Here is a 22,833-nt window from a genome sequence, read left to right as displayed (position 1 = left end):
ATATACTGATATTTTTCAGTAAACATATTAAAGGTCATTATTCAATTTAGAGATAATGACCTTTTTTTATGGAATATAATTAAAGAAAATATTAGCATTTGGAGACTAAATTTTACACACTCATTTTAAAAAATTTATGTAATTTTGCACAACTTCTATAAAACAAACTATGAAATTTAAACGCATCCTTTTAAAATTATCAGGCGAAGCATTAATGGGCGAACGTCAATACGGTATAGACCCTGTTAGATTAGCTGAATACGCTGCAGACATTAAAACCATTACAGATTCTGGTGTCCAAGTCGCTATTGTAATTGGAGGAGGAAATATTTTTAGAGGTGTTTCTGGAGCAAGTAACGGTATGGATCGAGTACAAGGCGACCATATGGGAATGTTAGCAACAGTAATAAACGGCCTAGCATTACAAAGTGCTTTAGAAGATGCAGGAATTCCAACACGCTTACAAACAGCAATTAAAATTAATGAAGTTGCAGAGCCATTTATCCGTAGAAAAGCGATGCGTCACCTAGAAAAAGGACGTGTTGTTATATTTGGTGGCGGTACTGGAAATCCATACTTTACTACAGACTCTGCTGCCGTATTAAGAGCAATCGAAATTGAAGCAGATGTTATTTTAAAAGGAACTCGTGTAGATGGTATTTACACTGCCGATCCTGAAAAAGACAGCAATGCTGTGAAATTTGACAACATATCTTTCGACGATGTATTAAAGAAAGGGTTAAAAGTAATGGACACTACAGCGTTCACACTAAGTCAAGAAAACGAATTACCTATTGTTGTTTTTGATATGAACACAAAAGGAAATTTATTAAAAGTAGTCTCTGGAGAAAACATTGGTACACAAGTAAATGTTTAATTTAGATTTTTTAGTAATATAACAGTAAAGTTTTAAAACCATGAATGAAGATATTCAATTTATTATAGATTCTACAAAAGAAGCCATGGATGGTGCCGTTAGACATCTTGAAAAACAATTTGTAAATATTAGAGCAGGAAAAGCAAGCCCATCAATGCTTGGAAGTGTAATGGTAGATTATTACGGATCACAGACACCTCTAAGTCAAGTGGCTAACGTAAATACACCTGATGGTAGAACAATTAGTGTTCAGCCTTGGGAAAAGAAAATGCTTCACGAAATAGAAAAAGCAATTATGATCGCTAACTTAGGATTTAATCCTATGAATAATGGCGACTTAATTATAATAAACGTTCCACCTTTAACAGAAGAACGCAGACGCGACTTAGCGAAGCAAGCAAAGTCTGAAGCAGAAGACGGAAAAATAGCGATAAGAAACGCTAGAAAAGATGCTAACAACGATATTAAGAAGCTAGATGATGTTTCTGAAGATGTAAAGAAAGATACAGAACAAGAAATACAAAAGCTTACCGATAATTATGTCAAAAAAACTGATGAATTGCTTTCGGTCAAGGAAAAAGAAATTATGACTGTATAAAAACTAAAGCGACAAACAAGTCGCTTTTTTTTATACATAAAATCAATTACACGTTATTACCATTATTGTTTTTATTTTAAGCACGTTTAATTTACGACACTACTTGCATGATTAAATACTATCTAAGTTTAATAATATTATGCTCTATTTATACTAGTAGAGCACAAGTTATTGCATCGGATATTAATATAAAAAGAGATAGTGTAAAAGCAGTAAAGAAAGCAAATTTAGCGCAGCATATTGGTAACGGATATATTCCTTTAAAATACTTTAATTTAGACTTAAGATACCTTATAAAATTTAATCAATACGAAGGTATTCGTACAGGGTTAGGAGGAACAACAAGTGATAAGTTATCTGAAGAATTTAGAATAAATGGATATGCTGTGTATGGTTTTAAAGATGCACGATACAAATATAGCATTGGTGCTGGATATCGTTTAAACCAAGAGCATAACACTTGGCTAAACGCATCGTATACAGATGATCTGCAAGAAACAGCGAGCACACACTTTTTAACTGATAAACGCATCTTTCAATTCTTTGAGCCACGTTTATTAAACATAAGTTTGTTTTATCGTCACATTACCAAATCAGCATCAATTCAGCATGATTTTGGACCTAAATTAAATACGGAAACTCAGTTTTCTGTAAGTGAAATAGATCCTAAATTCGATTATCAATTTGTTACAGATGAAGGCACGTATTCTAAATACGACCTTACCATGGCTAAAGTAGCCTTACTCTGGAGTCCGTTTGATATTATCAAGCCAACAGCGTCAGGAAATGTAAAAACACATAATGGTTTTCCTAAGTTAACCTTTCAATACACACAAAGTTTTAATGGTCCAGCTTATGGTGATTTTAGTTTTCAAAAATTAGACTTTAAAGCTTCTTATCATTTTGTTTACAATAAAGAATCGCATACAGAAATAGATTTAGCTACAGGTATAGCTATTGGAGATGCACCACTAACACACTTATATCACGCTTATCCTAATAACATAAATAAATCTACAATTATGCAACGTTTCTCTGTTGCAGGTTTAAATAGTTTTGAAACCATGTATTTTAACGAGTTTTTCTCGGATATGTTTTCAGTACTTCAATTTAAACATTATTTTAAACCATTTTATAATACTGCATTTTCAAGACCACAATTGGTGTTACTTTCTCGTTTTGCTATTGGAGATATGAAAACTCCTGAGCGCCATGAAGGACTTGACTTTAAAACACTAGATAAAGGCTACCTAGAATCGGGCTTCGAGCTAAATCAATTAATATTTGGTTTCGGTCTAAGCTTAACTTACCGCTATGGCGCTTATCATTTACCAGAAATAGAAGATAATTTTGCTTTAAAGTTTACATTTAACGTTACATTATAATAGTTTAGGCTAAAGTAATACGTAGCTTTTTTCTACATTTGCGGTTCTTTAATAAACTTATGCTTAAACTATTCACTACAGGCTTTTGGGAGCGTATTGCAAGACTTATATTGCGAAATAAAATCGCTATTTTAATTATAATTGTACTTGCAACTATATTTCTAAGTACACAATGGAAATACATGCGTTTTACCTATACGGAAGCCAATTTATTACCTGATCATCACGAGGTAAACCAAACTTATAACGCGTTCTTAAAGATTTTTGGAGAAGAAGGGAATCTAATTGTTTTAGGTGTAAAAGACAGTACCTTTTTTACGGTTGAAAAACTTAATGCTTGGAATAAACTTGCTGAAACTTTTAAATCTTCACATGAGGTTGAGACTGTAATTTCTATTAAAGATTTACAGAAATTAATTAAAAATGATAGTCTTAAAAAATTCACTCTTGAGCCTTTCATTACAGACTCCCTTATTACTAAAAATCAAGTCGATACACTTCAAAATGAATTGTTTGAAAAATATCCGTTTTACGATAATTTTTTATTCAATAAAAAAACAAAAACCATACGTACAGCAATCTACATGAATAAAGATGTAGTAAATACACCTGAACGAAAAGATTTTGTAATAAATGTTCTAATACCTAAGGTTGAAACATTTGAAAACGAAACAGGTTTAGATGTACATATTTCTGGGATGCCATATGTTAGAACTTTAAATGCTCAGAATATTGTAGATGAAATTGGTCTTTTTGTAGGAGCTGCATTGTTGGTCACGTCTCTAATTTTCTTCTTCTTTTTTAGATCGTTTAGAGCCACATTTATTTCACTTATAGTAGTCTGTATTGGTGTAATGTGGACACTTGGAATACTTGGCCTTTTAAAATACGAAATCACCGTTTTAACAGCTTTAATTCCGCCATTAATTATTGTTATAGGAATACCAAACTGTATATTCTTGATTAATAAATATCAGCAGGAAGTAAAATCACATGGAAACAAAGTAAAATCATTACAACGTGTTATTACTAAAGTTGGTAACGCAACGTTAATGACCAATATTACCACAGCTTCTGGTTTTGGAACATTTATATTAACCGAAAGCACATTATTAAAAGAATTTGGTATCGTGGCTTCGTTAAGTATCATAGCCATTTTTATACTGTGTTTACTTATTATTCCAATTCTATACACCTTTTTACCTTATCCAAAAGAGCGTCATTTAGAGCATTTAAACAAACGTTGGATCGGTGCATTTGTAGGTTGGATGGAACATATGGTAAGACATAGACGCATTTCAATTTATATTTCTGCAGTTGTATTATTGGCTGTTAGTATTATTGGTATTTATCAAATTAAAATATCAGGAAGCTTACTAGAGGACATGCCTCAAAAAGCACCTTTTTTTAAAGATATCGAGTTTTTTGAACAAGAATTTGATGGGATCATGCCTTTAGAATTAATGATAGATACACAGCGTAAAAAAGGTGTCATGAAACTAAGTACGCTAAAACGTATGGATGAGTTAGAGGAAGCAATTATTGATATCCCTGAATTATCTAGACCAATATCTGTGGTAAGCTTAGTTAAATACTCTAAACAGGCCTATTATAACGGAAATCCAAAATATTATCAGTTACCTACATCCCAAGAAAGTAGTTTTATATTGTCTTATGCAAAGAATTCTTCAAACGACACAGAATTACTTCAAAGCTTTGTAGATAGTACAGGACGATATGCGCGTATTACTACTTTTATGAAAGATATAGGTACGGATAAAATGCAAAGTATTGAAGATAAACTTCAAACTAAAATAGATAAATTATTCCCCGACGATCGTTATAAAGTAATCATGACAGGGAAAGCATTAGTGTTTCAAAAAGGAACCACATATTTAGTTAAGAATTTAGCGATTTCATTAACCTTAGCCATATTACTTATTTCATTATTTATGGCCTATATGTTCAGATCGTTTAAAATGGTATTAATATCGTTAATTCCAAATCTATTACCTTTACTTATTACAGCAGGTTTAATGGGCTATTTAGGTGTACCTATAAAGCCTTCAACTATCTTAGTATTTAGTATTGCGTTCGGTATTTCGGTAGACGACACCATTCACTTTTTGGCAAAATATAGACAAGAATTACAAGCAAATGACTGGAAAATTAAACGTTCGGTTTACGGTGCCTTACGCGAAACTGGTATAAGTATGTTTTATACTTCAACCGTTTTATTCTTTGGATTCTCTGTCTTTATGATTTCAAGCTTTGGAGGTACAGTTGCATTAGGAGGACTTGTTTCTGTAACACTTTTATTTGCTATGCTTTCTAATTTACTATTGTTACCTTCATTACTTTTATCGTTAGAACGTAACATTGCAAATAAAAAAGTATTAAAAGAACCAGCCATTAACATTATTCCTGAAGATAGTAATGATGACTCAGAAGAAGATGAAAAACAATAATAACAATTAAAATACGCAATGTATAAAGAATTATATTTGCATGTTTAAAAATATTTAAAATGAAACCAAGTACAATTTCAGAATTATTAAAACAAGACTTTACTTTACAAGAAGTAGATGTTAAAGGTTGGGTAAGAACCTTTAGAGCGAACCGTTTTATTGCGTTAAACGATGGTTCTTCATTACAAAACATACAATGTGTTGTCGATTTCGAAAATACAGACGAGGACACTTTAAAGCGTATCACTACTGGTGCAGCCGTTCATATAAAAGGAGAATTAGCAGAAAGTCAAGGAAAAGGTCAATCTGTAGAAATACAAGTAAAATCTATTGAAATTTTAGGAGATTCAGATCCTGAAACCTACCCTATTCAGCCTAAAAAACACTCTTTTGAATTTTTAAGAGAGAATGCACACTTACGTACAAGAACAAACACTTTTAGTGCTGTAATGCGTTTACGTTCTGCATTATCGTTTGCGATACACAAGTATTTTAACGACAATGGATTCTTCTACGTTCACACACCAATTATAACAGGAAGTGATGCTGAAGGTGCTGGTGAAATGTTTCGTATAACAAATTTAGATGCAAAAAATCCACCTTTAACAGAAGATGGAAAAGTTAATTTTACTGAAGACTTCTTCGGAAAAGAAACAAATCTTACTGTATCTGGACAGTTAGAAGCAGAAACTTACGCCATGTCTTTAGGTAAAGTATATACATTTGGACCTACATTTAGAGCAGAAAACTCTAACACTTCTAGACACTTGTCAGAATTCTGGATGATAGAACCTGAAGTGGCATTTATGGATCTTGCTGGTAATATGGATTTAGCCGAAGATTTCATGAAATCTGTGATTGGGCATGTACTTGAAAACAATTTTGAAGATTTAGAATTTTTAGATAAACGTTTACAAGACGAGGACAAAAAGAAACCACAAGCAGAACGTAGCGAAATGTCTTTAATTGAAAAATTACGTTTCGTAGCAGACAATAACTTTAAGCGTGTAAGTTATACAGAAGCTATAGATATTTTACGTGACTCTAAACCTAATAAGAAAAAGAAATTTAAATATATAATTAACGAATGGGGTGCAGATCTACAAAGTGAACACGAACGCTTTCTTGTAGAAAAACACTTTAAATGTCCAGTTATTTTATTCGATTATCCTGCAAATATAAAAGCATTTTACATGCGTTTAAACGAAGATGGTAAAACAGTTCGTGCTATGGATATATTATTTCCTGGTATTGGAGAAATTGTTGGAGGTGCACAACGTGAAGAACGTTTAGATGTATTAAAACAAAAAATGGCCGTATTAGGTATAGACGAAGAAGAACTTTGGTGGTACTTAGATCTCAGAAAATATGGTAGTGCCGTACACTCTGGATTTGGTTTAGGATTCGAACGTTTAGTAATGTTCGCAACGGGTATGTCTAACATACGCGATGTTATTCCTTTCCCAAGAACTCCACAAAACGCAGAATTTTAAACTTATAAAATACTCATAAAAACAATCTACATACACCTTGTATGTAGATTGTTTTTTTTATTTTTATGTTAAACCGCATCAAAATTTATGCTTAAGCAAAACTTACAGTTCAAATTATCGCAGAAATTATCTCCGCAACAAATTCAATTAATGAAATTGATACAGTTGCCTACGCAAGCTTTTGAACAGCGCTTAAAGCAAGAACTTGAAGAAAATCCAGCTTTAGATATTGGAAAAGAAGAATCTATAGCAGAATTTGATGATGATTTTGATAATACAAAAGATGACTATAACGACGATTCAGAAACAATTGCTACAGATGATATTAATGTTGATGAATATTTAAGTGACGATGAAATTCCTGATTATAGAACTCAAGCAAACAATTATAGTAGCGACGATGAGGAAAAAACTATGCCTTATGCTGCAGGAACATCGTTTACACAACATTTAATATCACAATTAAACACCTTTCGCTTAACTGATGAAGAACGTAATATTGCAGAATTTCTAGTTGGTAGCGTAGACGAAAGTGGTTATATACGCAGATCGACTCCAGATATTATGGACGATTTAGCATTTACACAAAACGTATATACTTCAGAAGAAACAATAAATAAAGTATTCAACACCGTACATCAATTAGATCCTGCTGGAGTTGGAGCACGCGATCTTCAAGAATGTTTAAGTATTCAATTGCATCGCAAAGAAAAGTTTGCAGATATAGTTTTAGCGACCGAAATTATAGATAATGCTTTCGATCAATTCACTAAAAAACATTACAAAAAATTGATGCAAAAATTTGATGTTAGTGAAGAGCAACTTAAAGATGCTATTGAAGAAATTGAGCGTTTAAACCCGAAACCAGGAGGTTCTTACTCTGGAAATAATAGGATTGTAGAACATGTAGTTCCTGATTTTGCAATACGTATTACTGATGGTGAACTAGAATTAACCTTAAATGGAAGAAATGCACCAGAATTACATGTCTCTAGAGAATATAACGACATGCTTAAAGGTTACAAAGATACTAGAGAAAAGTCCAGATCGCAGAAAGATGCCGTGTCATTTATTAAACAAAAATTAGATGCTGCTAAATGGTTTATAGAGGCCATTAAACAACGCCAACAAACATTATTTTTAACCATGAGTGCGATTATGAATTACCAGTATGATTACTTTTTAACTGGTGATGAACGTAATTTAAAACCCATGATATTAAAAGATATTGCAGATGAGATTCACATGGACGTATCAACTATTTCTAGAGTTGCAAACAGTAAATATGTAGATACACCTTACGGAACAAAATTAATAAAAGAATTCTTCTCAGAATCTATGAAGAATGATCAAGGTGAAGATGTTTCTACTCGTGAAATTAAAATGATTTTAGGTACTGTTATAGACGAAGAAGACAAAAGAAAACCTCTTACAGATGAAAATCTAGCTGCTATTTTAAAAGAAAAAGGGTATCCTATAGCCAGACGTACAATAGCTAAATATAGAGAACAACTTGATGTACCAGTAGCACGATTGAGAAAACAATTATAAAAATCACGATTTATATGTATAAATGGCTTAAACAGCTCTTTTATAATTAGAGTAAAATATACTAAGTAAATGAGCTTAACTAAATTTATACAACAGAGTATTTCTTATATATTTCATCCGGTATTTATGCCTTTAATTGGTGTCGCTTTTTACTTTTCCAAATCTCCTAGGTTTATACCAACGGCACTAATACAAACAAAATTAGTTTCTATTAGTATTTTAACCTTAATATTGCCAATATTGGTTGTTATTTTACTAAAAACAATGGGTAGAATTAATTCGGTAGAGCTCACAAAAGCAAAAGAGCGTATTACACCGTTAATTGTTTTTTGTATTATAATACTAATTGTAATTAAAAAAGTAATTACACCTCACGACGATTTAATAGAATTATATTATTTCTTTGTCGGCATATTAGCTACTACTTTAAGTTGTTTAATCTTAAATATACTAAACTTTAAAGCGAGTATTCATTTGGCTGCAATTTCTGGAGTATGCATGTTTTTTATAGGATTAAGTATCCATTTTAGTATAAACATGTTAGGAAGTATTGCACTAATTATATTTATTATGGGTGCCGTAGCAACTTCCAGACTAAGCTTAAATGCACACAATTATGCCGAGTTAATAATAGGTTGTGCAACTGGATTTATACCACAACTTATACTCATACCAAACTGGTTATAACAAGTAGAAAATTAAACCCAATTTAATAGCAGTCATCTTTACAGGATCTTGATTAACCACTGTTTTTACATCATCGTTAAAAATAGGATTCAATGCATAATACACATAAAAATTCCAAGTATTATAACCTGCACTTAAAGTTAAACCATATTGAAAATTATTAAACCCTTCAATATCGGTGTATCTTAGATGACCTACTTCCCCTTGAAAGTTAGTAATATGAGAAAACACGTAACCCACTTTAAAACCCGCATAAACACGCCAAAAACGATAATCTGAAGGTGTAGATGTTCGCCACCTAAACTCTATAGGCAATTCCAACATATGCAAGTAGAAATTATTCTTACTGTAGTCAAATTCGTAACTATCATCTAACACAAAATAGTTCGCTACGTTATCATCGTCCTTTATAATTCCCAAGTTCTGGTTATACGAACTATAAGAGTAACCTAAGCCTATTCCAAGCGCAATATTACGTTGTTTGTTTAAAGGCATATCTTTAATAAATCCTGCATGTAAACCTAAAGAAAAACCAGTTTGGTCTATTCCCGAAGGTAATTGGCTTAAAATATTATAAGTTATAGAAAAATAAAACTGGTCTTCTTTATATAAAGAATCAATTACAGTTAAAGAATCTAAGACTTCTTTTTGAGCATAACTAGTATGAGAGAACCCAAAGCAGACAAAACAAATTAAAATGTAATAATTTTTCATAATAAACTAGTTAAACAAACTTAATGAAAAGGAAAAACATTTAATTAATAGAATATAAAAAAGGTGCTTTGATAAAATCAAAACACCTTTTTTAATATAAAATTAAGAGTAAACTTATTTCTTTAAACCAGCAAGTGCATCACCCTTTCTAGTAGTATAATTTATTTTTAACGCATTTACTTTACGTAATTCTTGCTTGATATCTGATACTAAACCCATATTAGATTTACTATCAACTTTTAAAGCTGTTGTTAAAAATGGTACTAATTCTTCACGTTTAGAGGCTCTTTCTGATGCAATAAATGCTGCAATTTCAGAAACATCTGCAAACTTATCATTTAATTGAATTCTAGACTCTGTACCATATTGACTTTCAAATCTTTGACTAGGTTTACCAGCATAGATATACATTACCAAATCCTTTTTATCTAGTTTTTCAACTTGATCTGCAGCAGGTAATTTGTTGTCAATCATTAAAGTATTTTGTCTCATTACAGTAGCCACCATAAAGAAGAATAACAACATAAATACAATATCCGGTAATGATGCGGTAGATATTGCAGGTAATTCCCCTCCGTTTTTCTTTTTAAATTTAGACATAAATTTTCGTGTTTATCTAATTAGACTTTTTAGGCTCTGCTTCAGAGAATTTTTGAGGTACTAAAATTTTAATAGCCTCTAATTTCTCTTTTAATTTCTCTTTCTCAGAAGATGATGTTCTAGGGTCTGAATACTTTTTATCAGCTTCTACAAAACTCATATCTAAATTAGGATAGGCTTTTCTAAATTCTCTATTTCTAATTTGATTGTAAGCAGCTAATATCTCGTTTTGTATAGCAATATACACGTCATATTGAGCTCCTCTATCGTTTTGTAAAGACACAATAGCTTTATCAAAGTTATCTGAAGATTTTGGACTTCTTCTACCTTGACAGTTTTTACAAGCATCTGCGCCAGTTCCACCACCATTATCTAAGAAATCAACTGCAGCTTTACGCAAGTCTTTGATTTCAATCACTTTCTCTTCTCCTCCAGTTTTCAATAACAAATCGTTGTTTTTATTAACTTGTAATTGGAAAATATTTTTTTCCTTAATAATTACATCTTGTTGTTGAGAATCATCCAAAGGTGGAAGTTTTCTACTCAAACCTGAATCAGTTTCAATAGTTGTTGTTACTAAGAAAAAAATTAAAAGTAAGAAAGCGATGTCAGCCATAGAGCCTGCATTAACTTCTGGTGCTGATCTTTTTGCCATAATTACTTAGTTTATTAATTTTTTAATGTTAGCGTATACCATAGAACCGATAGCTATAATAGCTAAGCCATAAAAGGCAAACAGTCCAGCTCCAACATACTTAGAAGTTGATTCTGTAACATCCATTCCTTTATCAAGGAAAGGTGTTAGATCTAAATCTGTACCAGATGACATTGCGTAAGATATAAATAATATCACAACAAATGCTCCTACTGATAGTAAGGTCTTTTTAATGTCTCCCTCAAATAATCCTTTAACCACAAACACTATAACAAGCGCTATAATGATAGCAAGAACTAAATAAGTAACATATAACATATTATCGATCATACTTTCGTTTCCAGTTATAATCATCAATGCGAAGATGATTCCTATAACTGATAGTACGCCAACAATAATTTTTAATATTTTATGTAAACTCATCGTTTAATGTGTTTTAAAATTATTACTTCTTGTATCTAATTAACAAGTCCATTAATGTAATTGAAGCATCTTCCATATCGTTAACGATACTATCAATTTTAGCAATAATGTAATTATAAAAGATTTGAAGAATAATTGCAACGATTAAACCGAATACAGTTGTTAATAAGGCTACTTTAATACCCCCTGCAACAAGTGATGGTTGCATATCTCCTGCAGCTTCAATTTTATCGAAGGCTTGAATCATACCAATTACTGTACCCATGAATCCTAACATCGGAGCCAAAGCGATAAATAATGATATCCAAGACACGTTTTTCTCAAGTTGTCCCATTTGAACACCACCGTAAGATACAACAGCTTTTTCAGCAGCTTCTAAACCTTCATCGGTTCTATCTAAACCTTGATAAAAAATAGATGCAACAGGTCCTTTTGTATTTCTACAAACTTCCTTTGCAGCTTCAACACCACCTGATTGTAATGCATCTTCTACTTTTTGAGTTAATTTTTTTGTGTTTGTTGAAGATAAATTTAAAAAGATAATTCTCTCAATAGCGATTGCTAAACCTAGAATTAAACATAATAGTACGATTCCCATGAATCCAGCCCCACCTTCGATGAAACGTTTTTTTAATTCTTGGTGAAAACCTAAATCTTCAGTTGCAGTTGCGGCTGCATCATCTTGAATTGAAGAAACTACGGTAGTTGCTACAGCAGCAGCGCTAGTTGTAGTTGCATTAACAGTTCCGAATGCCACCATAAGTGTAATGGCTAGGATAGAAAATAATCTTTTCATTGTTCTTGATCTTAATTTTATTAGTTAAAGTGTTAAAGATATAAAAAAATTGTAATTAAAAAACAAAAAACGTCATCAGAATTATCTGCAGAGAGGAAGGGATTCGAACCCTCGATACGCTTTTGGCGTATACACACTTTCCAGGCGTGCGCCTTCGACCACTCGGCCACCTCTCTGTTTTTTACTTTTTCATTACATACGGCAAATAACAAAAAATCTTTAAGACCTGAAAATTTTATCAGTTAATTTTAAGTCATTTCTCCTCTCAAAGATGTTTCATATATGGTTTTGAATACTTTAGCAGAAACATTCTGACCAAGTAAATACATCAATTTACATATTGCAGCCTCTGAAGTGATGTCTTTTCCAGAAATAACCCCCATTTTCTTTAACTGTTCACTAGTTTGATACTGTCCCATAAGCACACTTCCACCCGAACACTGTGTAATATTTACAATGTGAATTCCTTTTAAAATTGCAGCTTTTAAAATATTAAAAAACCAAGATTCGGTAGTACAATTTCCTGCGCCATAAGTTTCCAAAACCACTCCTTTTAATCCTGGAGTATTAAAAATGCTTTGCAAAACACCTTCAGAAATTCCGGGAAAAAGTTTTATTAAGGCAATATTAACATCTAAAACTTTATGAACTTTAAAGTTTTTTTTAAGATTTGGCTTAAACAAATAATCATGATTCACTTTTAAATGCACACCAGATGTTACTAAATCCGGATAATTTAAAGAAGCAAAAGCTTCGAAATGTTCTGCATTAATTTTTGTTGTTCTATTTGCTCTGTATAATTTATATTCAAAATACAAGGTCACCTCCCTTATCACTGGCTTATTGTAACGTTGCAAAGAAGCCACATGAATGGACGTAATTAGATTTTCTTTAGCATCTGTACGCAAATCACCTATTGGCAACTGAGATCCCGTAAAAACGACTGGTTTTGCTAAATGTTCAAGCATAAAACTTAAAGCCGAAGCAGTATAACTCATGGTATCACTTCCATGTAGCACTACAAATCCATCAAAATCATCATAATTAGATTCTATTATTTTAGCTATTTCGATCCAATATTCTGGATTCATATTACTAGAATCTATAGGTTCTGGAAATGAAAATGTTTCTATACCACAATCTAATTGCTTTAATTCTGGAATTTTATCTAATAGATTTTTAAAATCGAATGCTTTTAATGCTCCTGTTTCAAAATCTTTAACCATACCAATGGTTCCGCCTGTGTAAATAAGTAAAATATTAGTTTTAGACTTCGTCATTACTATATACCAAAAATGGCTTTTGAATTTTGAGTTGTAATAGCTGCAATGTCTTCTTCTGAAACCTGATAAATATCGGATAATTTTTCTACGACTTTTAAAATATAGACACTTTCATTTCGTTTCCCTCGATATGGTGTTGGCGCTAAATAAGGCGAATCTGTCTCTAAAACAATATGTTTTAGGTCTATTTCTTTCAAAAACTTATCTATTTTACCATTTTTAAAAGTCACAACTCCTCCTATTCCCAATTTCATATTATAAGATATTGCTTGTTGCGCTTGTTCTAAAGTTCCTGTAAAACAATGAAAAAGTCCGAATAAATCATCTCCTTTTTCTTCTTCTAAAATAGCAAAAACTTCGTCGAACGCTTCTCTACAATGAATTACAATGGGTAATTTATAAGATTTAGCCCATTTAATTTGCTGCCTAAAAGCATCTTGTTGAATTGTTAAAGTAGAGCGATCCCAATATAAATCAATACCAATCTCGCCAATAGCATAATATTTATTTTGACTTAGTTGCTGCTCTACATGAAGCAACTCCTCTTTATAGTTGTCTTTTACACTTGTTGGATGCAAACCCGACATTAGAAACATATGGTCAGGAAAATTGCGTTTTAACTCAAGCATATGCCCTGTATGAGTTGAATCTATTGCAGGTATAAAGAATCTTGAAACACCAGCGTCTATAGCACGTTGAATCATTTCTTCTCTATCTACATCAAAAGCGTCACTGTATAAATGTGTGTGTGTGTCTGTAATAATCATTCTACAAAATTAATGGTTTTACATCACTATATTTGCTTAAATTATTTTTTTTAAGATGACATCACTTCAAGAATTTCTATTAGATAAAGATTACGTTAAAATTAAATTAAAACTGACAAAAACCAATCATTTTGAAATTTCAGCAACAATAAATGGTCAAAGAGGACTTTTCATTTTAGATACTGGCGCTTCAAGTTCTTGCGTTGGATTTGAAGCCATAGAACGTTTTAAATTAAAAGTAAAAGATTCAGAAATTAAAGCTGCAGGTGCTGGAGCGACAGATATGGTTACTCAGCTTTCCAAAAAAAACACTATAAAAATTGGAAAATGGAAAAAAAACAACCTTGCTTTAATTTTGTTTGACTTAACACATGTTAATACCGCTTTAATTAATCATAATTCTACACCTGTAGATGGTATTATTGGAGCTGATATTCTTAAAAAAGGAAAAGGTATTATAGATTATGATAAGAAATATCTATACCTTAAAAAAACACCTTTAAATAAGAAATAGTATATTTAGAGGTTGTAAACACAAAGCCTCCTCATGAAAACATCGATAGTAATAGCAGATGATCACCCTTTAATGCTTAAGGGCATGACAAATTATCTTACTTCTATAAATTACAACATTGTAGGAAGCGCTACCGATGGACAATCTGCATACAACCTAATTATAAAATTAAAACCTGAAATTGCAATTCTAGATATTAGAATGCCCAACAGAACAGGAATTGAAATTGCAGAGGATTGCAAAAAGAATGATATACCTACAAAAATTATTTTAATCACTTTTGATAAACGCGAAGACGTTTACAACCAAGCCAAGGAATTAAATATATACGGATATATTTTAAAAGAATTTGCTGTTGAAGAAATTGAAAATTGTATTGAAAGTGTGATAAATAATCAGCCTTATTTTAGTCAAGATATTATTCCTAATCTAGAGAAATCACAAACCAACACAGCGTTAACGGTTTTAAATAAACTTACCAAAACCGAAATAAAAATTATTAAACAGATTGCCCAAAACAAAACAAGCCCTGAAATAGCAGACGAATTAAATGTGTCTTCCAGAACTATTGATAAACATAGAAGCAATATTGTAAATAAGCTTAATCTTCACGGCAAACCCAATGCCTTATTTATTTGGGTTACAAACAATAAAGACATTTTTTAAAAAAATACGTATGCTTACGTATTTCATACTACACTTATTTCCAATACATTTACAGTGCTATTAATTAGTTCTTAGGGAGGATTATTAATTTAACTCTGCACTATAATGGTGCAGAGTTTTTAATTTAGAGACGTTCATTTTACATATTTTAACTTTAATAAGTCAAACTAGATTGTTTTTAATTCCTCTAAAACTGCCAATTCAAGTATTATGGAAAATCAAACACATTCTCATTCTCAACAAGTATTATTTACTGTAGGCGTATCAATGTCTGCCTTAATGATTATTGCGTTAAATCTATTTTGTATTTTTCACACATTAACGTAACCAAATAAAAAAAAGGACAATCATTTGATTGTCCTTTTTTTATTTATAATAGATAACTAAGCTCTCTCTATAATTCTAGAGCTCTCTTAACATCGTTATTCATTAATAATTCTTGTGGATTTTCTAAAGCTTCTTTAACAGCAACTAAGAATCCTACACTTTCTTTACCATCTATAATTCTATGATCGTAAGATAAGGCTACATACATAATTGGTCTAATAACAACTTGACCATCTACAGCGACTGGACGCTCAACAATATTATGCATACCTAGAATACCACTTTGAGGTGGATTAATAATTGGTGTAGACAACATACTACCAAATACACCTCCATTAGTAATAGTAAATGTTCCGCCCGTCATTTCATCTACAGTAATCTGACCGTCTCTTGCACGAAGTGCTAAACGTTTAACTTCAGCTTCAACACCTCTAAAACTTAAGTTTTCAGCATTTCTAATTACTGGGACCATTAATCCTTTAGGTCCAGAAACCGCAATACTAATATCACAAAAATCGTAAGAAAGCATTTCTTTACCATCCATCATAGAATTTACAGCTGGGTACATTTCTAATGCTCTAACAACTGCTAAAGTAAAGAAACTCATAAACCCTAAACCAACACCATGCTTAGCCTTAAATTCTTCTTTGTATTCTTTTCTTAAAGAAAAGATTGGAGACATATCAACTTCATTAAAAGTTGTTAGCATTGCCGTTTCGTTTTTAACAGCAACTAAACGTTCTGCAACTTTACGACGTAACATTGATAATTTAGAACGAGACTCGCCTCTACTTCCTCCTGTTGGAGTTCCCATAGATGGTCTTGCCTGAACAGCATCGTCTTTAGTTACACGACCTGCTTTACCCGTACCTACTATACTCGCAGCATCCATACCTTTTTCTGCTAAAATCTTTTTAGCGGCAGGACTTGCTGTACCAGATGCATATGTTTTTTCTGCTACAGGAGCAGCTTTAGGAGCTTCAGCTTTTTGAGCAGTAACTTCTTCTTTTTTATCTTCTTTAGCGGGCGCATCACCTTCTGGTTTTGCAGCACTTGTATCTATTAAACATACAACCTCACCAACAGCAACAGCATCTCCTTCTTCTGCTTTAAGCGTTATGATTCCACTTTCTTCAGCAGGAAGCTCTAGTGTTGCTTTATCACTATCAACCTCAGCAATTGCTTGATCTTTTTCTACATAATCACCATCTTGGACTAACCATGTTGCTATTTCAACTTCTGTGATAGATTCTCCAGGAGAAGGTACTTTCATTTCTAAAATCATCGTTCAATATTTTAGTTTAATCTTATTTTTAAATTATCGTTGGTTGTTTTTTGTTTTATCGAAAACAAAGTCGATTACTTCTTTATGACGGCGTTTAGAACGTGTAGCACTACCCGCTGCTGGTGCACCATAAGGACGTCTACCTGCAAATCTGAAAGTTTTTGCTTCGTCTAAATGCATTAACATATGAGCATAAGCCCCCATGTTTCTTGGCTCTTCTTGTGCCCAAACAACTTCTTCAGCATTATTATATTTAGCAATCGCATCTCTAATTGCAGTTGCAGGTAATGGGAATAATTGCTCTACTCTCACTAATGCAATATCGTCTCTTCCTTGTTCTTCTTTCTCTTCTAATAAATCGTAATAGAATTTACCAGTGACAAACACAAGTGATTTAACTTTTTCAACCGTTACAGACTCATCATCTATAACCATTTGAAAACTTCCGTTTGCAAACTCATCTACAGTAGACACCACTTTTGGATGACGTAATAAACTCTTAGGAGTAAAAACAATTAAAGGCTTTCTAAAATTAGATTTCATTTGTTTACGCAACAAATGATAAATATTTGCAGGTGTTGTACAGTCTGCTACAAACATATTGTCTTTAGCACACAATTGTAAATAACGCTCCATACGCCCCGATGAGTGTTCTGCACCTTGACCTTCATAACCGTGTGGTAATAACATTACCAATCCGTTTTGAAGTTTCCATTTATCTTCTGCGGCAGAGATATATTGGTCTAACATAATTTGAGCTCCGTTACCAAAGTCTCCAAATTGTGCTTCCCAAATGGTTAATGTTTTAGGACTAGCCATAGCATAACCATAATCGAATCCTACAACACCATACTCAGATAATAAGGAGTTATAAATAAAGAATCTTCCTTGAGTATCGCTTAACTTATTAAGTAATACCACTTCTTCTTCACTATCTTCTACCTTAATAACAGCATGACGGTGCGAAAATGTACCACGCTCCACATCTTGTCCAGACATTCTAACATCGAAACCTTCTTCTAGAAGTGTTCCATATGCTAAATGTTCTGCCATAGCCCAATCTAACCTATCTTCTTCGAACATCGTTTTTCTAGACTGTACTAAACGTTCAATCTTACGAATAAACTTTTTATCTTCAGGTAAATTAGATATCACATTTGCGATTTGTGCTAATTTTTCTTTTGATACTGTTGTATCTACAGGTTTCATCATATCTTGTTCGGTAACGCGAACAAAATCTTTCCATTCATCTTTCATGAAAGGCGTGATCACTGTTTTTTCTTCTTTACGAGAATCAACTAACTCTTCTTCTAGACTCGCTTTATAAGCTGCTTCAAGCTCTTTAACATAACCTTTATCGATTACGCCTTCACTTATTAATTTTTCAGCATAAATATCTCTAGGATTCTTATGCTTAGCAATAGCTTTATATAATTTAGGTTGCGTAAAACGAGGTTCATCACCTTCGTTATGCCCATATTTTCTATATCCTAATAAATCAATAAATACATCGCGTTTAAAATGCATTCTGAAATCTAAAGCAAAAAGCATCGCATGTACAACAGCTTCAACATCATCTGCGTTTACGTGTAATACTGGAGACAAAGTTACTTTAGCAACATCTGTACAATAGGTACTAGAACGTGCATCTAAATAATTGGTTGTAAATCCGATTTGGTTATTTACAACAATATGAAGCGTTCCATTGGTTTTATAACCATCTAGCTGTGCCATTTGCACGATTTCGTAAACTAAACCTTGACCAGCAATTGCAGCATCTCCGTGAACTACAATTGGTAGAACTTGAGATGGATTTTCTGCATATTTATCGTCTTGTTTAGCACGAACAATACCTTCTACAACGGCTCCTACCGTTTCTAAATGCGATGGGTTTGGAGCGATGTTTAGGTTTATTTTTTTTCCGTTATCGGTTTCACGATTACTCGTCCAACCTAAATGATATTTTACATCGCCATCAAAAATCTCTTCGGCATAGTCTTTACCGTCAAATTCACTGAAGATATCTTTAGCCGATTTTCCGAAAATATTTGTAAGCGTACTTAAACGACCACGGTGAGCCATTCCCATTACAAATTCTTTTACGCCATAATCTGCTGCTTTTTCAATAACTGCATCTAGTGCAGGAATTAAAGACTCTCCCCCTTCTAACGAAAATCGTTTCTGACCAACATACTTAGTATGTAGGAAACTTTCGAAAGACACGGCTTCGTTTAGTTTTTTAAGAATATGCTTCTTATGCTTTACATCGAAATTAGGCTGATTGTCGTTGATATTCAATTTTTGTTGAATCCAAGTCTTACGTTCAGGATTTCTAACATACATATATTCTATACCAATAGAATCGCAGTATATTTTCTCTAAATGTTTCACAATCTCTCTCAGAGTTTGAGATCCTATACCTAGGATTTCTCCGGCTGAAAAAACAGTATCTAAGTCACTATTAGATAATCCGAAATTTTCTAAGGCCAATGTTGGCGAATAGGTTCGACGATCACGTACAGGGTTTGTTTTAGTAAACAAATGCCCTCTGGTACGGTAACCAGCAATCAATTGAACAACTTGGAATTCTTTTGTTAGGTTTTCTGAAACATGATCACAAGAGAAATTCTCCATAGACTCTGACTCAACGATATCGTTTTCGCTACCAAAATCATAACCTTGAAAGAAAGCCCTCCAACTTGGCTCAACGGAATCTGGGTTTTGTAAGTATTGATCGTATAATTCAGCAAAATATGCTGTGGGTGCTGCGTTTAAAAAGGAATATTTATCCATTATATTATTTGAGAAATTCTCGCTTTGACAAATTTTACACAAAAGTACAACTTTTACTAAACTTAGGTACCTTTTTATTATATTTATAAGGCAATTTTAACTAAAATTTATCTCGACCATGTATAAAGCCCATAAATACTTTGTTAAAAGTATAATCCTAATTTCATTTTTTTCTCTGAGTTTTAAGAATATTTATGCACAAAACTCAAGTTTTAGCGAAAATATTAAATTTGGAGGAGGATTAGGTCTTAGTTTTGGTAACGAGTTTTTTAGTGGTACAATAGAACCTTCTGCCATCTATCAATTTAATTCTCAATTTGCATTAGGAGTGGGGTTAAATTTTACATATAACTCTCAAAAAAACTTCTATACTTCTACCATTATAGGAGGTACTTTAACTGGACTTTATAACCCCACACCAAATATTCAGCTTTCAGGAGAATATCAGCAATTATATGTGAATAAAAAATATGATAATGATAGAATTTTATATGCAGATAGAAAATATTGGTCTCCAGCTTTACTTCTTGGTATAGGTTATCAAACGAACAACGTTACAGTTGGCGTACGTTACGATGTACTTTACAACGACAACAAAAGTATTTACGCTTCACCGTGGGCACCTTTTATAAGGGTATATTTTTAATCGATAGCGTTAATTTGTAATGTTAATTCTATATACTTTTCAAAAAAAATAAAATGGAAAAATTACTAAGAATTATTGGAGCTGCTTGGGGAGCGAAAAAAATTGGAGGCGGCAAAGGTGGTTGTATTGGCACGTTTTTCGTGTTCTTAATACTTTATTGGTTGCTTGGTCACGTTTTTAATATGTTTTAAAACAAAACATATTATACATTATAACTATTTATATTGATGTTTAAACCAAACTTTTTGCCATTCGCGTTTTAAAATTAAAAATGCAACTTGCTCAGACAGCTTTAAAGTGTCGCTACCATCTAATGCTTTTATTTGTTGTTCTGGAACATCAATAATATAGAGCAAATTCAAATACTCTGCAAACTTATTTTGTATGAGTTTATACACCGTTTCATGCAATTGTAATTTTAAATCTTCAGGTAAAATAGATGCTTCTACATCAAAATCTATATTTGCTAGTCTAAAATCTTTATTCAACTGAAATACCAAATTACCATACAATTCGTATTGTAAAGATGTATTCAACAGGTCTTGTATGGTTTGTATTTCTATCACAATATATATGAATTACACTTTTCGAGTCATTAAATTTTCGCCAAAAAGTCTTAATAAATTCTTTTTTTCTTCACTTATATCTAGCGTTTTTAAAACAGAAAACGCTTTATTGGTATAATCTTCAATTGCTTTAGTTGTGGCATCAGCTGCACCACTGCTTAAAAATAATTGTTTTACAGATTGTACTTTATCGTTACTATCTGTAGGACTTACACTAAATAAGTGCTGAAGTTCTCGTTCTTGCTCACTATCAGAAAACTCTAAAGCTTTTAAATACAAGAAGGTTTTCTTATTTTCTATAATATCTCCTCCTACTTGTTTTCCAAATGTTTTAGGGTCACCAAAAGCATCAAGATAATCGTCTTGTAATTGAAACGCAATTCCTAAATTTCTTCCAAAACTATAAATTCCTTCTTGTTCCGATTTTGAGGCTTGTGCTACAATTGCTCCCATTTGCATAGCCGCTCCAACTAAAACAGCGGTTTTATATTCAATCATCTTTAAATACTCAGGAATAGTAACGTCGTCTCTATTTTCAAAATCCACATCGTATTGTTGTCCTTCACAAACTTCTAAAGCCGTTTTACTAAACAACTTCGCTAAATCGCGAAAAATTTGTGGTTCGTAATTTTCGAATAATTGATATGCCATAATCAGCATAGCATCTCCCGATAAAATACCTGTATTAATATCCCACTTTTCATGCACGGTTTGGTTTCCTCGACGCAAAGGTGCATCGTCCATAATATCGTCATGAATTAAAGAAAAATTATGAAACACCTCAATACTTAAAGCTGCATTTAAAGCTATTTTATAATCGGCATTAAAAATTTCGGCCGACATTAAAGTTAAAACGGGTCTTAAACGCTTACCTCCTAAATTTAAAATATAGTCGATTGGTTCATATAGAGACCTAGGCTCTTTGTCTGTTTTAAATTCTTTCAAGTAGCTAACAAAAGCATCTTGATAGTATAATATATTTTGCATGACACAAAAATAACAGAATAAACGTAATTATCACATAGAGTTTTTCAATGTTAACAAACAATTAAAACTTTGGAAACTTTAATTGTTTTTTAAGTTTCCTTGTCTATATTTGCCCCGAATTTAATATGAATGAAAAAGAAGATTATAATAAAATCGGCAGAGCTATTTTTAAACTTAGGATTTAAAAGTGTGACTATGGATGATATTGCTACCGAAATGGGAATTTCCAAGAAAACCATTTATCAATATTTTGAAACAAAAACAAAATTAATTGAAGCAACAGCAATTTATAAATTTGAATGTATATCTGAATCTATAGATGACATTTTCACTTTAGACGCAAATCCTATAGAAGAACTTTTTAAAATTAAAGAGTTTATTACAAACTATATGAGCAACCAAAAGAAGTCGCCAGAATTTCAATTAAAAAAATACTATCCTCGAATACACACCATTTTAAGACAGAAACAATTTGAAGTGATGCAAAGTTGTGTTATTGATAATTTAAACCGAGGAATTTCTGCTGGACTATATAGAGATAATTTAAACGTAGAATTTATTTCAAGAATATATTTTAGCTCGATGGGAGCCCTTAAAGACGACGAAATATTCCCTATTAATCAATTTACTCTAAAAGAGCTACTAGATCATTACTTAGAATATCATTTAAGAGGCATATGTACACCTTTAGGTCTAAATTTATTAAATAAAAAGAACACAATAATCAATTATAAATAATGAAAACCAAACTA

General features: G+C 32.1%; 23 protein-coding genes and 1 tRNA gene. 12 read left to right on the top strand and 12 right to left on the bottom strand.

Annotated elements, in window-relative coordinates:
• Nucleotides 1-169 precede the first annotated feature (169 nt).
• The 7 genes from pyrH (at nucleotide 170) to Q1B05_RS01560 (ending at nucleotide 9,059) form a co-directional block, all read left to right on the top strand.
• Entirely contained in the window at nucleotides 170-877 is a 708-nt protein-coding gene (gene pyrH, locus Q1B05_RS01590) for a UMP kinase (RefSeq protein WP_299776846.1), read from the top strand.
• A 40-nt stretch (nucleotides 878-917) separates the two neighbouring features.
• Nucleotides 918-1,475, top strand: coding sequence for a ribosome recycling factor (frr, locus tag Q1B05_RS01585; RefSeq protein WP_299776844.1), 558 nt, complete (start codon nucleotides 918-920; stop codon nucleotides 1,473-1,475).
• Between the two features lie 107 nt (nucleotides 1,476-1,582).
• Nucleotides 1,583-2,860 carry a hypothetical protein gene (locus Q1B05_RS01580; protein WP_299776843.1) on the top strand — a complete coding sequence of 426 codons (1,278 nt, stop codon included), beginning with the start codon at nucleotides 1,583-1,585 and terminating at the stop codon, nucleotides 2,858-2,860.
• 59 nt (nucleotides 2,861-2,919) lie between these two features.
• Entirely contained in the window at nucleotides 2,920-5,328 is a 2,409-nt protein-coding gene (locus Q1B05_RS01575) for an efflux RND transporter permease subunit (protein ID WP_299776841.1), read from the top strand.
• Between the two features lie 59 nt (nucleotides 5,329-5,387).
• Nucleotides 5,388-6,821, top strand: coding sequence for an asparagine--tRNA ligase (asnS, locus tag Q1B05_RS01570; protein WP_299776839.1), 1,434 nt, complete (start codon nucleotides 5,388-5,390; stop codon nucleotides 6,819-6,821).
• 87 nt (nucleotides 6,822-6,908) lie between these two features.
• A complete protein-coding gene (gene rpoN, locus Q1B05_RS01565; RefSeq protein ID WP_299776837.1) occupies nucleotides 6,909-8,372 on the top strand; it encodes an RNA polymerase factor sigma-54 in 1,464 nt (487 codons plus the stop codon).
• A 69-nt stretch (nucleotides 8,373-8,441) separates the two neighbouring features.
• Nucleotides 8,442-9,059: a hypothetical protein gene (locus Q1B05_RS01560; RefSeq protein WP_299776835.1), complete on the top strand. Its 618-nt coding sequence runs from the start codon at nucleotides 8,442-8,444 to the stop codon at nucleotides 9,057-9,059.
• On the opposite strand, the gene Q1B05_RS01555 is transcribed toward Q1B05_RS01560, so the two are convergent.
• The 8 genes from Q1B05_RS01555 to Q1B05_RS01520 all read right to left on the bottom strand — a co-directional run bounded on the left by Q1B05_RS01555 (nucleotide 9,054) and on the right by Q1B05_RS01520 (nucleotide 14,297).
• Nucleotides 9,054-9,773, bottom strand: coding sequence for a porin family protein (locus tag Q1B05_RS01555; protein WP_299776833.1), 720 nt, complete (start codon nucleotides 9,771-9,773; stop codon nucleotides 9,054-9,056). The two genes, Q1B05_RS01560 and Q1B05_RS01555, sit on opposite strands and share 6 nt — an antisense overlap.
• Nucleotides 9,774-9,887: 114 nt before the next feature.
• Nucleotides 9,888-10,373 (bottom strand): biopolymer transporter ExbD, encoded by a 486-nt coding sequence (locus Q1B05_RS01550; RefSeq protein ID WP_299776831.1) that lies wholly within the window; start codon nucleotides 10,371-10,373, stop codon nucleotides 9,888-9,890.
• 16 nt (nucleotides 10,374-10,389) lie between these two features.
• The gene (locus tag Q1B05_RS01545; RefSeq protein WP_299776829.1) at nucleotides 10,390-11,028 is read right to left on the bottom strand and encodes a biopolymer transporter ExbD; all 639 of its coding nucleotides are present in this window, start codon (nucleotides 11,026-11,028) and stop codon (nucleotides 10,390-10,392) included.
• A 6-nt stretch (nucleotides 11,029-11,034) separates the two neighbouring features.
• Complete coding sequence (locus Q1B05_RS01540; protein ID WP_299776828.1) at nucleotides 11,035-11,451, bottom strand: hypothetical protein; 417 nt, start codon at nucleotides 11,449-11,451, stop codon at nucleotides 11,035-11,037.
• A 22-nt stretch (nucleotides 11,452-11,473) separates the two neighbouring features.
• Nucleotides 11,474-12,247 carry a MotA/TolQ/ExbB proton channel family protein gene (locus Q1B05_RS01535; RefSeq protein WP_299776826.1) on the bottom strand — a complete coding sequence of 258 codons (774 nt, stop codon included), beginning with the start codon at nucleotides 12,245-12,247 and terminating at the stop codon, nucleotides 11,474-11,476.
• A gap of 88 nt (nucleotides 12,248-12,335) precedes the next feature.
• A tRNA-Ser gene (locus tag Q1B05_RS01530) sits at nucleotides 12,336-12,423 on the bottom strand.
• Between the two features lie 72 nt (nucleotides 12,424-12,495).
• On the bottom strand, nucleotides 12,496-13,527 hold the full coding sequence (locus tag Q1B05_RS01525; protein ID WP_299776824.1) for an asparaginase: 1,032 nt from the start codon (nucleotides 13,525-13,527) through the stop codon (nucleotides 12,496-12,498).
• Nucleotides 13,528-13,529: 2 nt separating this feature from the next.
• Entirely contained in the window at nucleotides 13,530-14,297 is a 768-nt protein-coding gene (locus Q1B05_RS01520) for a TatD family hydrolase (RefSeq protein WP_299776822.1), read from the bottom strand.
• A gap of 55 nt (nucleotides 14,298-14,352) precedes the next feature.
• Between Q1B05_RS01520 and Q1B05_RS01515 the strand changes: the two genes are divergently transcribed.
• A complete protein-coding gene (locus Q1B05_RS01515; RefSeq protein ID WP_299776820.1) occupies nucleotides 14,353-14,811 on the top strand; it encodes a TIGR02281 family clan AA aspartic protease in 459 nt (152 codons plus the stop codon).
• Nucleotides 14,812-14,844: 33 nt separating this feature from the next.
• A complete protein-coding gene (locus Q1B05_RS01510; protein ID WP_299776818.1) occupies nucleotides 14,845-15,477 on the top strand; it encodes a response regulator transcription factor in 633 nt (210 codons plus the stop codon).
• Between the two features lie 394 nt (nucleotides 15,478-15,871).
• Here Q1B05_RS01510 and odhB read toward each other — a convergent pair whose 3' ends face one another.
• Nucleotides 15,872-17,089: a 2-oxoglutarate dehydrogenase complex dihydrolipoyllysine-residue succinyltransferase gene (gene odhB, locus Q1B05_RS01505; protein ID WP_299776816.1), complete on the bottom strand. Its 1,218-nt coding sequence runs from the start codon at nucleotides 17,087-17,089 to the stop codon at nucleotides 15,872-15,874.
• 33 nt (nucleotides 17,090-17,122) lie between these two features.
• A complete protein-coding gene (locus Q1B05_RS01500) occupies nucleotides 17,123-19,882 on the bottom strand; it encodes a 2-oxoglutarate dehydrogenase E1 component (protein ID WP_299776814.1) in 2,760 nt (919 codons plus the stop codon).
• Nucleotides 19,883-20,000: 118 nt separating this feature from the next.
• Between Q1B05_RS01500 and Q1B05_RS01495 the strand changes: the two genes are divergently transcribed.
• A complete protein-coding gene (locus tag Q1B05_RS01495; protein ID WP_299776812.1) occupies nucleotides 20,001-20,528 on the top strand; it encodes an alpha-ketoglutarate decarboxylase in 528 nt (175 codons plus the stop codon).
• A 53-nt stretch (nucleotides 20,529-20,581) separates the two neighbouring features.
• Nucleotides 20,582-20,719: a hypothetical protein gene (locus tag Q1B05_RS01490; protein WP_299776810.1), complete on the top strand. Its 138-nt coding sequence runs from the start codon at nucleotides 20,582-20,584 to the stop codon at nucleotides 20,717-20,719.
• Nucleotides 20,720-20,743: 24 nt separating this feature from the next.
• Here Q1B05_RS01490 and Q1B05_RS01485 read toward each other — a convergent pair whose 3' ends face one another.
• A complete protein-coding gene (locus Q1B05_RS01485) occupies nucleotides 20,744-21,091 on the bottom strand; it encodes a hypothetical protein (protein ID WP_299777461.1) in 348 nt (115 codons plus the stop codon).
• Between the two features lie 15 nt (nucleotides 21,092-21,106).
• On the bottom strand, nucleotides 21,107-22,081 hold the full coding sequence (locus Q1B05_RS01480; protein WP_299776808.1) for a polyprenyl synthetase family protein: 975 nt from the start codon (nucleotides 22,079-22,081) through the stop codon (nucleotides 21,107-21,109).
• A gap of 129 nt (nucleotides 22,082-22,210) precedes the next feature.
• Here Q1B05_RS01480 and Q1B05_RS01475 point away from each other — a divergent pair, with 129 nt between their 5' ends.
• Nucleotides 22,211-22,819 (top strand): TetR/AcrR family transcriptional regulator, encoded by a 609-nt coding sequence (locus Q1B05_RS01475; protein WP_299776806.1) that lies wholly within the window; start codon nucleotides 22,211-22,213, stop codon nucleotides 22,817-22,819.
• Nucleotides 22,820-22,833 lie beyond the last annotated feature (14 nt).

The sequence above is a fragment of the uncultured Formosa sp. genome (genome assembly GCF_947500765.1).
GTDB lineage: Bacteria > Bacteroidota > Bacteroidia > Flavobacteriales > Flavobacteriaceae > Formosa.
This window is presented reverse-complemented; position numbering and strand designations above follow the sequence as displayed.

Excerpts from the sequence above, each read along its gene's own strand:
- Q1B05_RS01535 (WP_299776826.1), bottom strand. The coding sequence starts at position 12,247 with ATGAAAAGATTATTTTCTATCCTAGCCATTACACTTATGGTGGCATTC.
- Q1B05_RS01580 (WP_299776843.1), top strand. The coding sequence starts at position 1,583 with ATGATTAAATACTATCTAAGTTTAATAATATTATGCTCTATTTATACT.
- Q1B05_RS01520 (WP_299776822.1), bottom strand. The coding sequence starts at position 14,297 with ATGATTATTACAGACACACACACACATTTATACAGTGACGCTTTTGAT.
- Q1B05_RS01540 (WP_299776828.1), bottom strand. The coding sequence starts at position 11,451 with ATGAGTTTACATAAAATATTAAAAATTATTGTTGGCGTACTATCAGTT.
- odhB (WP_299776816.1), bottom strand. The coding sequence starts at position 17,089 with ATGATTTTAGAAATGAAAGTACCTTCTCCTGGAGAATCTATCACAGAA.
- Q1B05_RS01475 (WP_299776806.1), top strand. The coding sequence starts at position 22,211 with ATGAAAAAGAAGATTATAATAAAATCGGCAGAGCTATTTTTAAACTTA.
- rpoN (WP_299776837.1), top strand. The coding sequence starts at position 6,909 with ATGCTTAAGCAAAACTTACAGTTCAAATTATCGCAGAAATTATCTCCG.
- asnS (WP_299776839.1), top strand. The coding sequence starts at position 5,388 with ATGAAACCAAGTACAATTTCAGAATTATTAAAACAAGACTTTACTTTA.
- pyrH (WP_299776846.1), top strand. The coding sequence starts at position 170 with ATGAAATTTAAACGCATCCTTTTAAAATTATCAGGCGAAGCATTAATG.
- frr (WP_299776844.1), top strand. The coding sequence starts at position 918 with ATGAATGAAGATATTCAATTTATTATAGATTCTACAAAAGAAGCCATG.
- Q1B05_RS01515 (WP_299776820.1), top strand. The coding sequence starts at position 14,353 with ATGACATCACTTCAAGAATTTCTATTAGATAAAGATTACGTTAAAATT.
- Q1B05_RS01480 (WP_299776808.1), bottom strand. The coding sequence starts at position 22,081 with ATGCAAAATATATTATACTATCAAGATGCTTTTGTTAGCTACTTGAAA.
- Q1B05_RS01490 (WP_299776810.1), top strand. The coding sequence starts at position 20,582 with ATGGAAAAATTACTAAGAATTATTGGAGCTGCTTGGGGAGCGAAAAAA.
- Q1B05_RS01575 (WP_299776841.1), top strand. The coding sequence starts at position 2,920 with ATGCTTAAACTATTCACTACAGGCTTTTGGGAGCGTATTGCAAGACTT.
- Q1B05_RS01525 (WP_299776824.1), bottom strand. The coding sequence starts at position 13,527 with ATGACGAAGTCTAAAACTAATATTTTACTTATTTACACAGGCGGAACC.
- Q1B05_RS01555 (WP_299776833.1), bottom strand. The coding sequence starts at position 9,773 with ATGAAAAATTATTACATTTTAATTTGTTTTGTCTGCTTTGGGTTCTCT.
- Q1B05_RS01500 (WP_299776814.1), bottom strand. The coding sequence starts at position 19,882 with ATGGATAAATATTCCTTTTTAAACGCAGCACCCACAGCATATTTTGCT.
- Q1B05_RS01510 (WP_299776818.1), top strand. The coding sequence starts at position 14,845 with ATGAAAACATCGATAGTAATAGCAGATGATCACCCTTTAATGCTTAAG.
- Q1B05_RS01545 (WP_299776829.1), bottom strand. The coding sequence starts at position 11,028 with ATGGCAAAAAGATCAGCACCAGAAGTTAATGCAGGCTCTATGGCTGAC.
- Q1B05_RS01495 (WP_299776812.1), top strand. The coding sequence starts at position 20,001 with ATGTATAAAGCCCATAAATACTTTGTTAAAAGTATAATCCTAATTTCA.
- Q1B05_RS01560 (WP_299776835.1), top strand. The coding sequence starts at position 8,442 with ATGAGCTTAACTAAATTTATACAACAGAGTATTTCTTATATATTTCAT.
- Q1B05_RS01550 (WP_299776831.1), bottom strand. The coding sequence starts at position 10,373 with ATGTCTAAATTTAAAAAGAAAAACGGAGGGGAATTACCTGCAATATCT.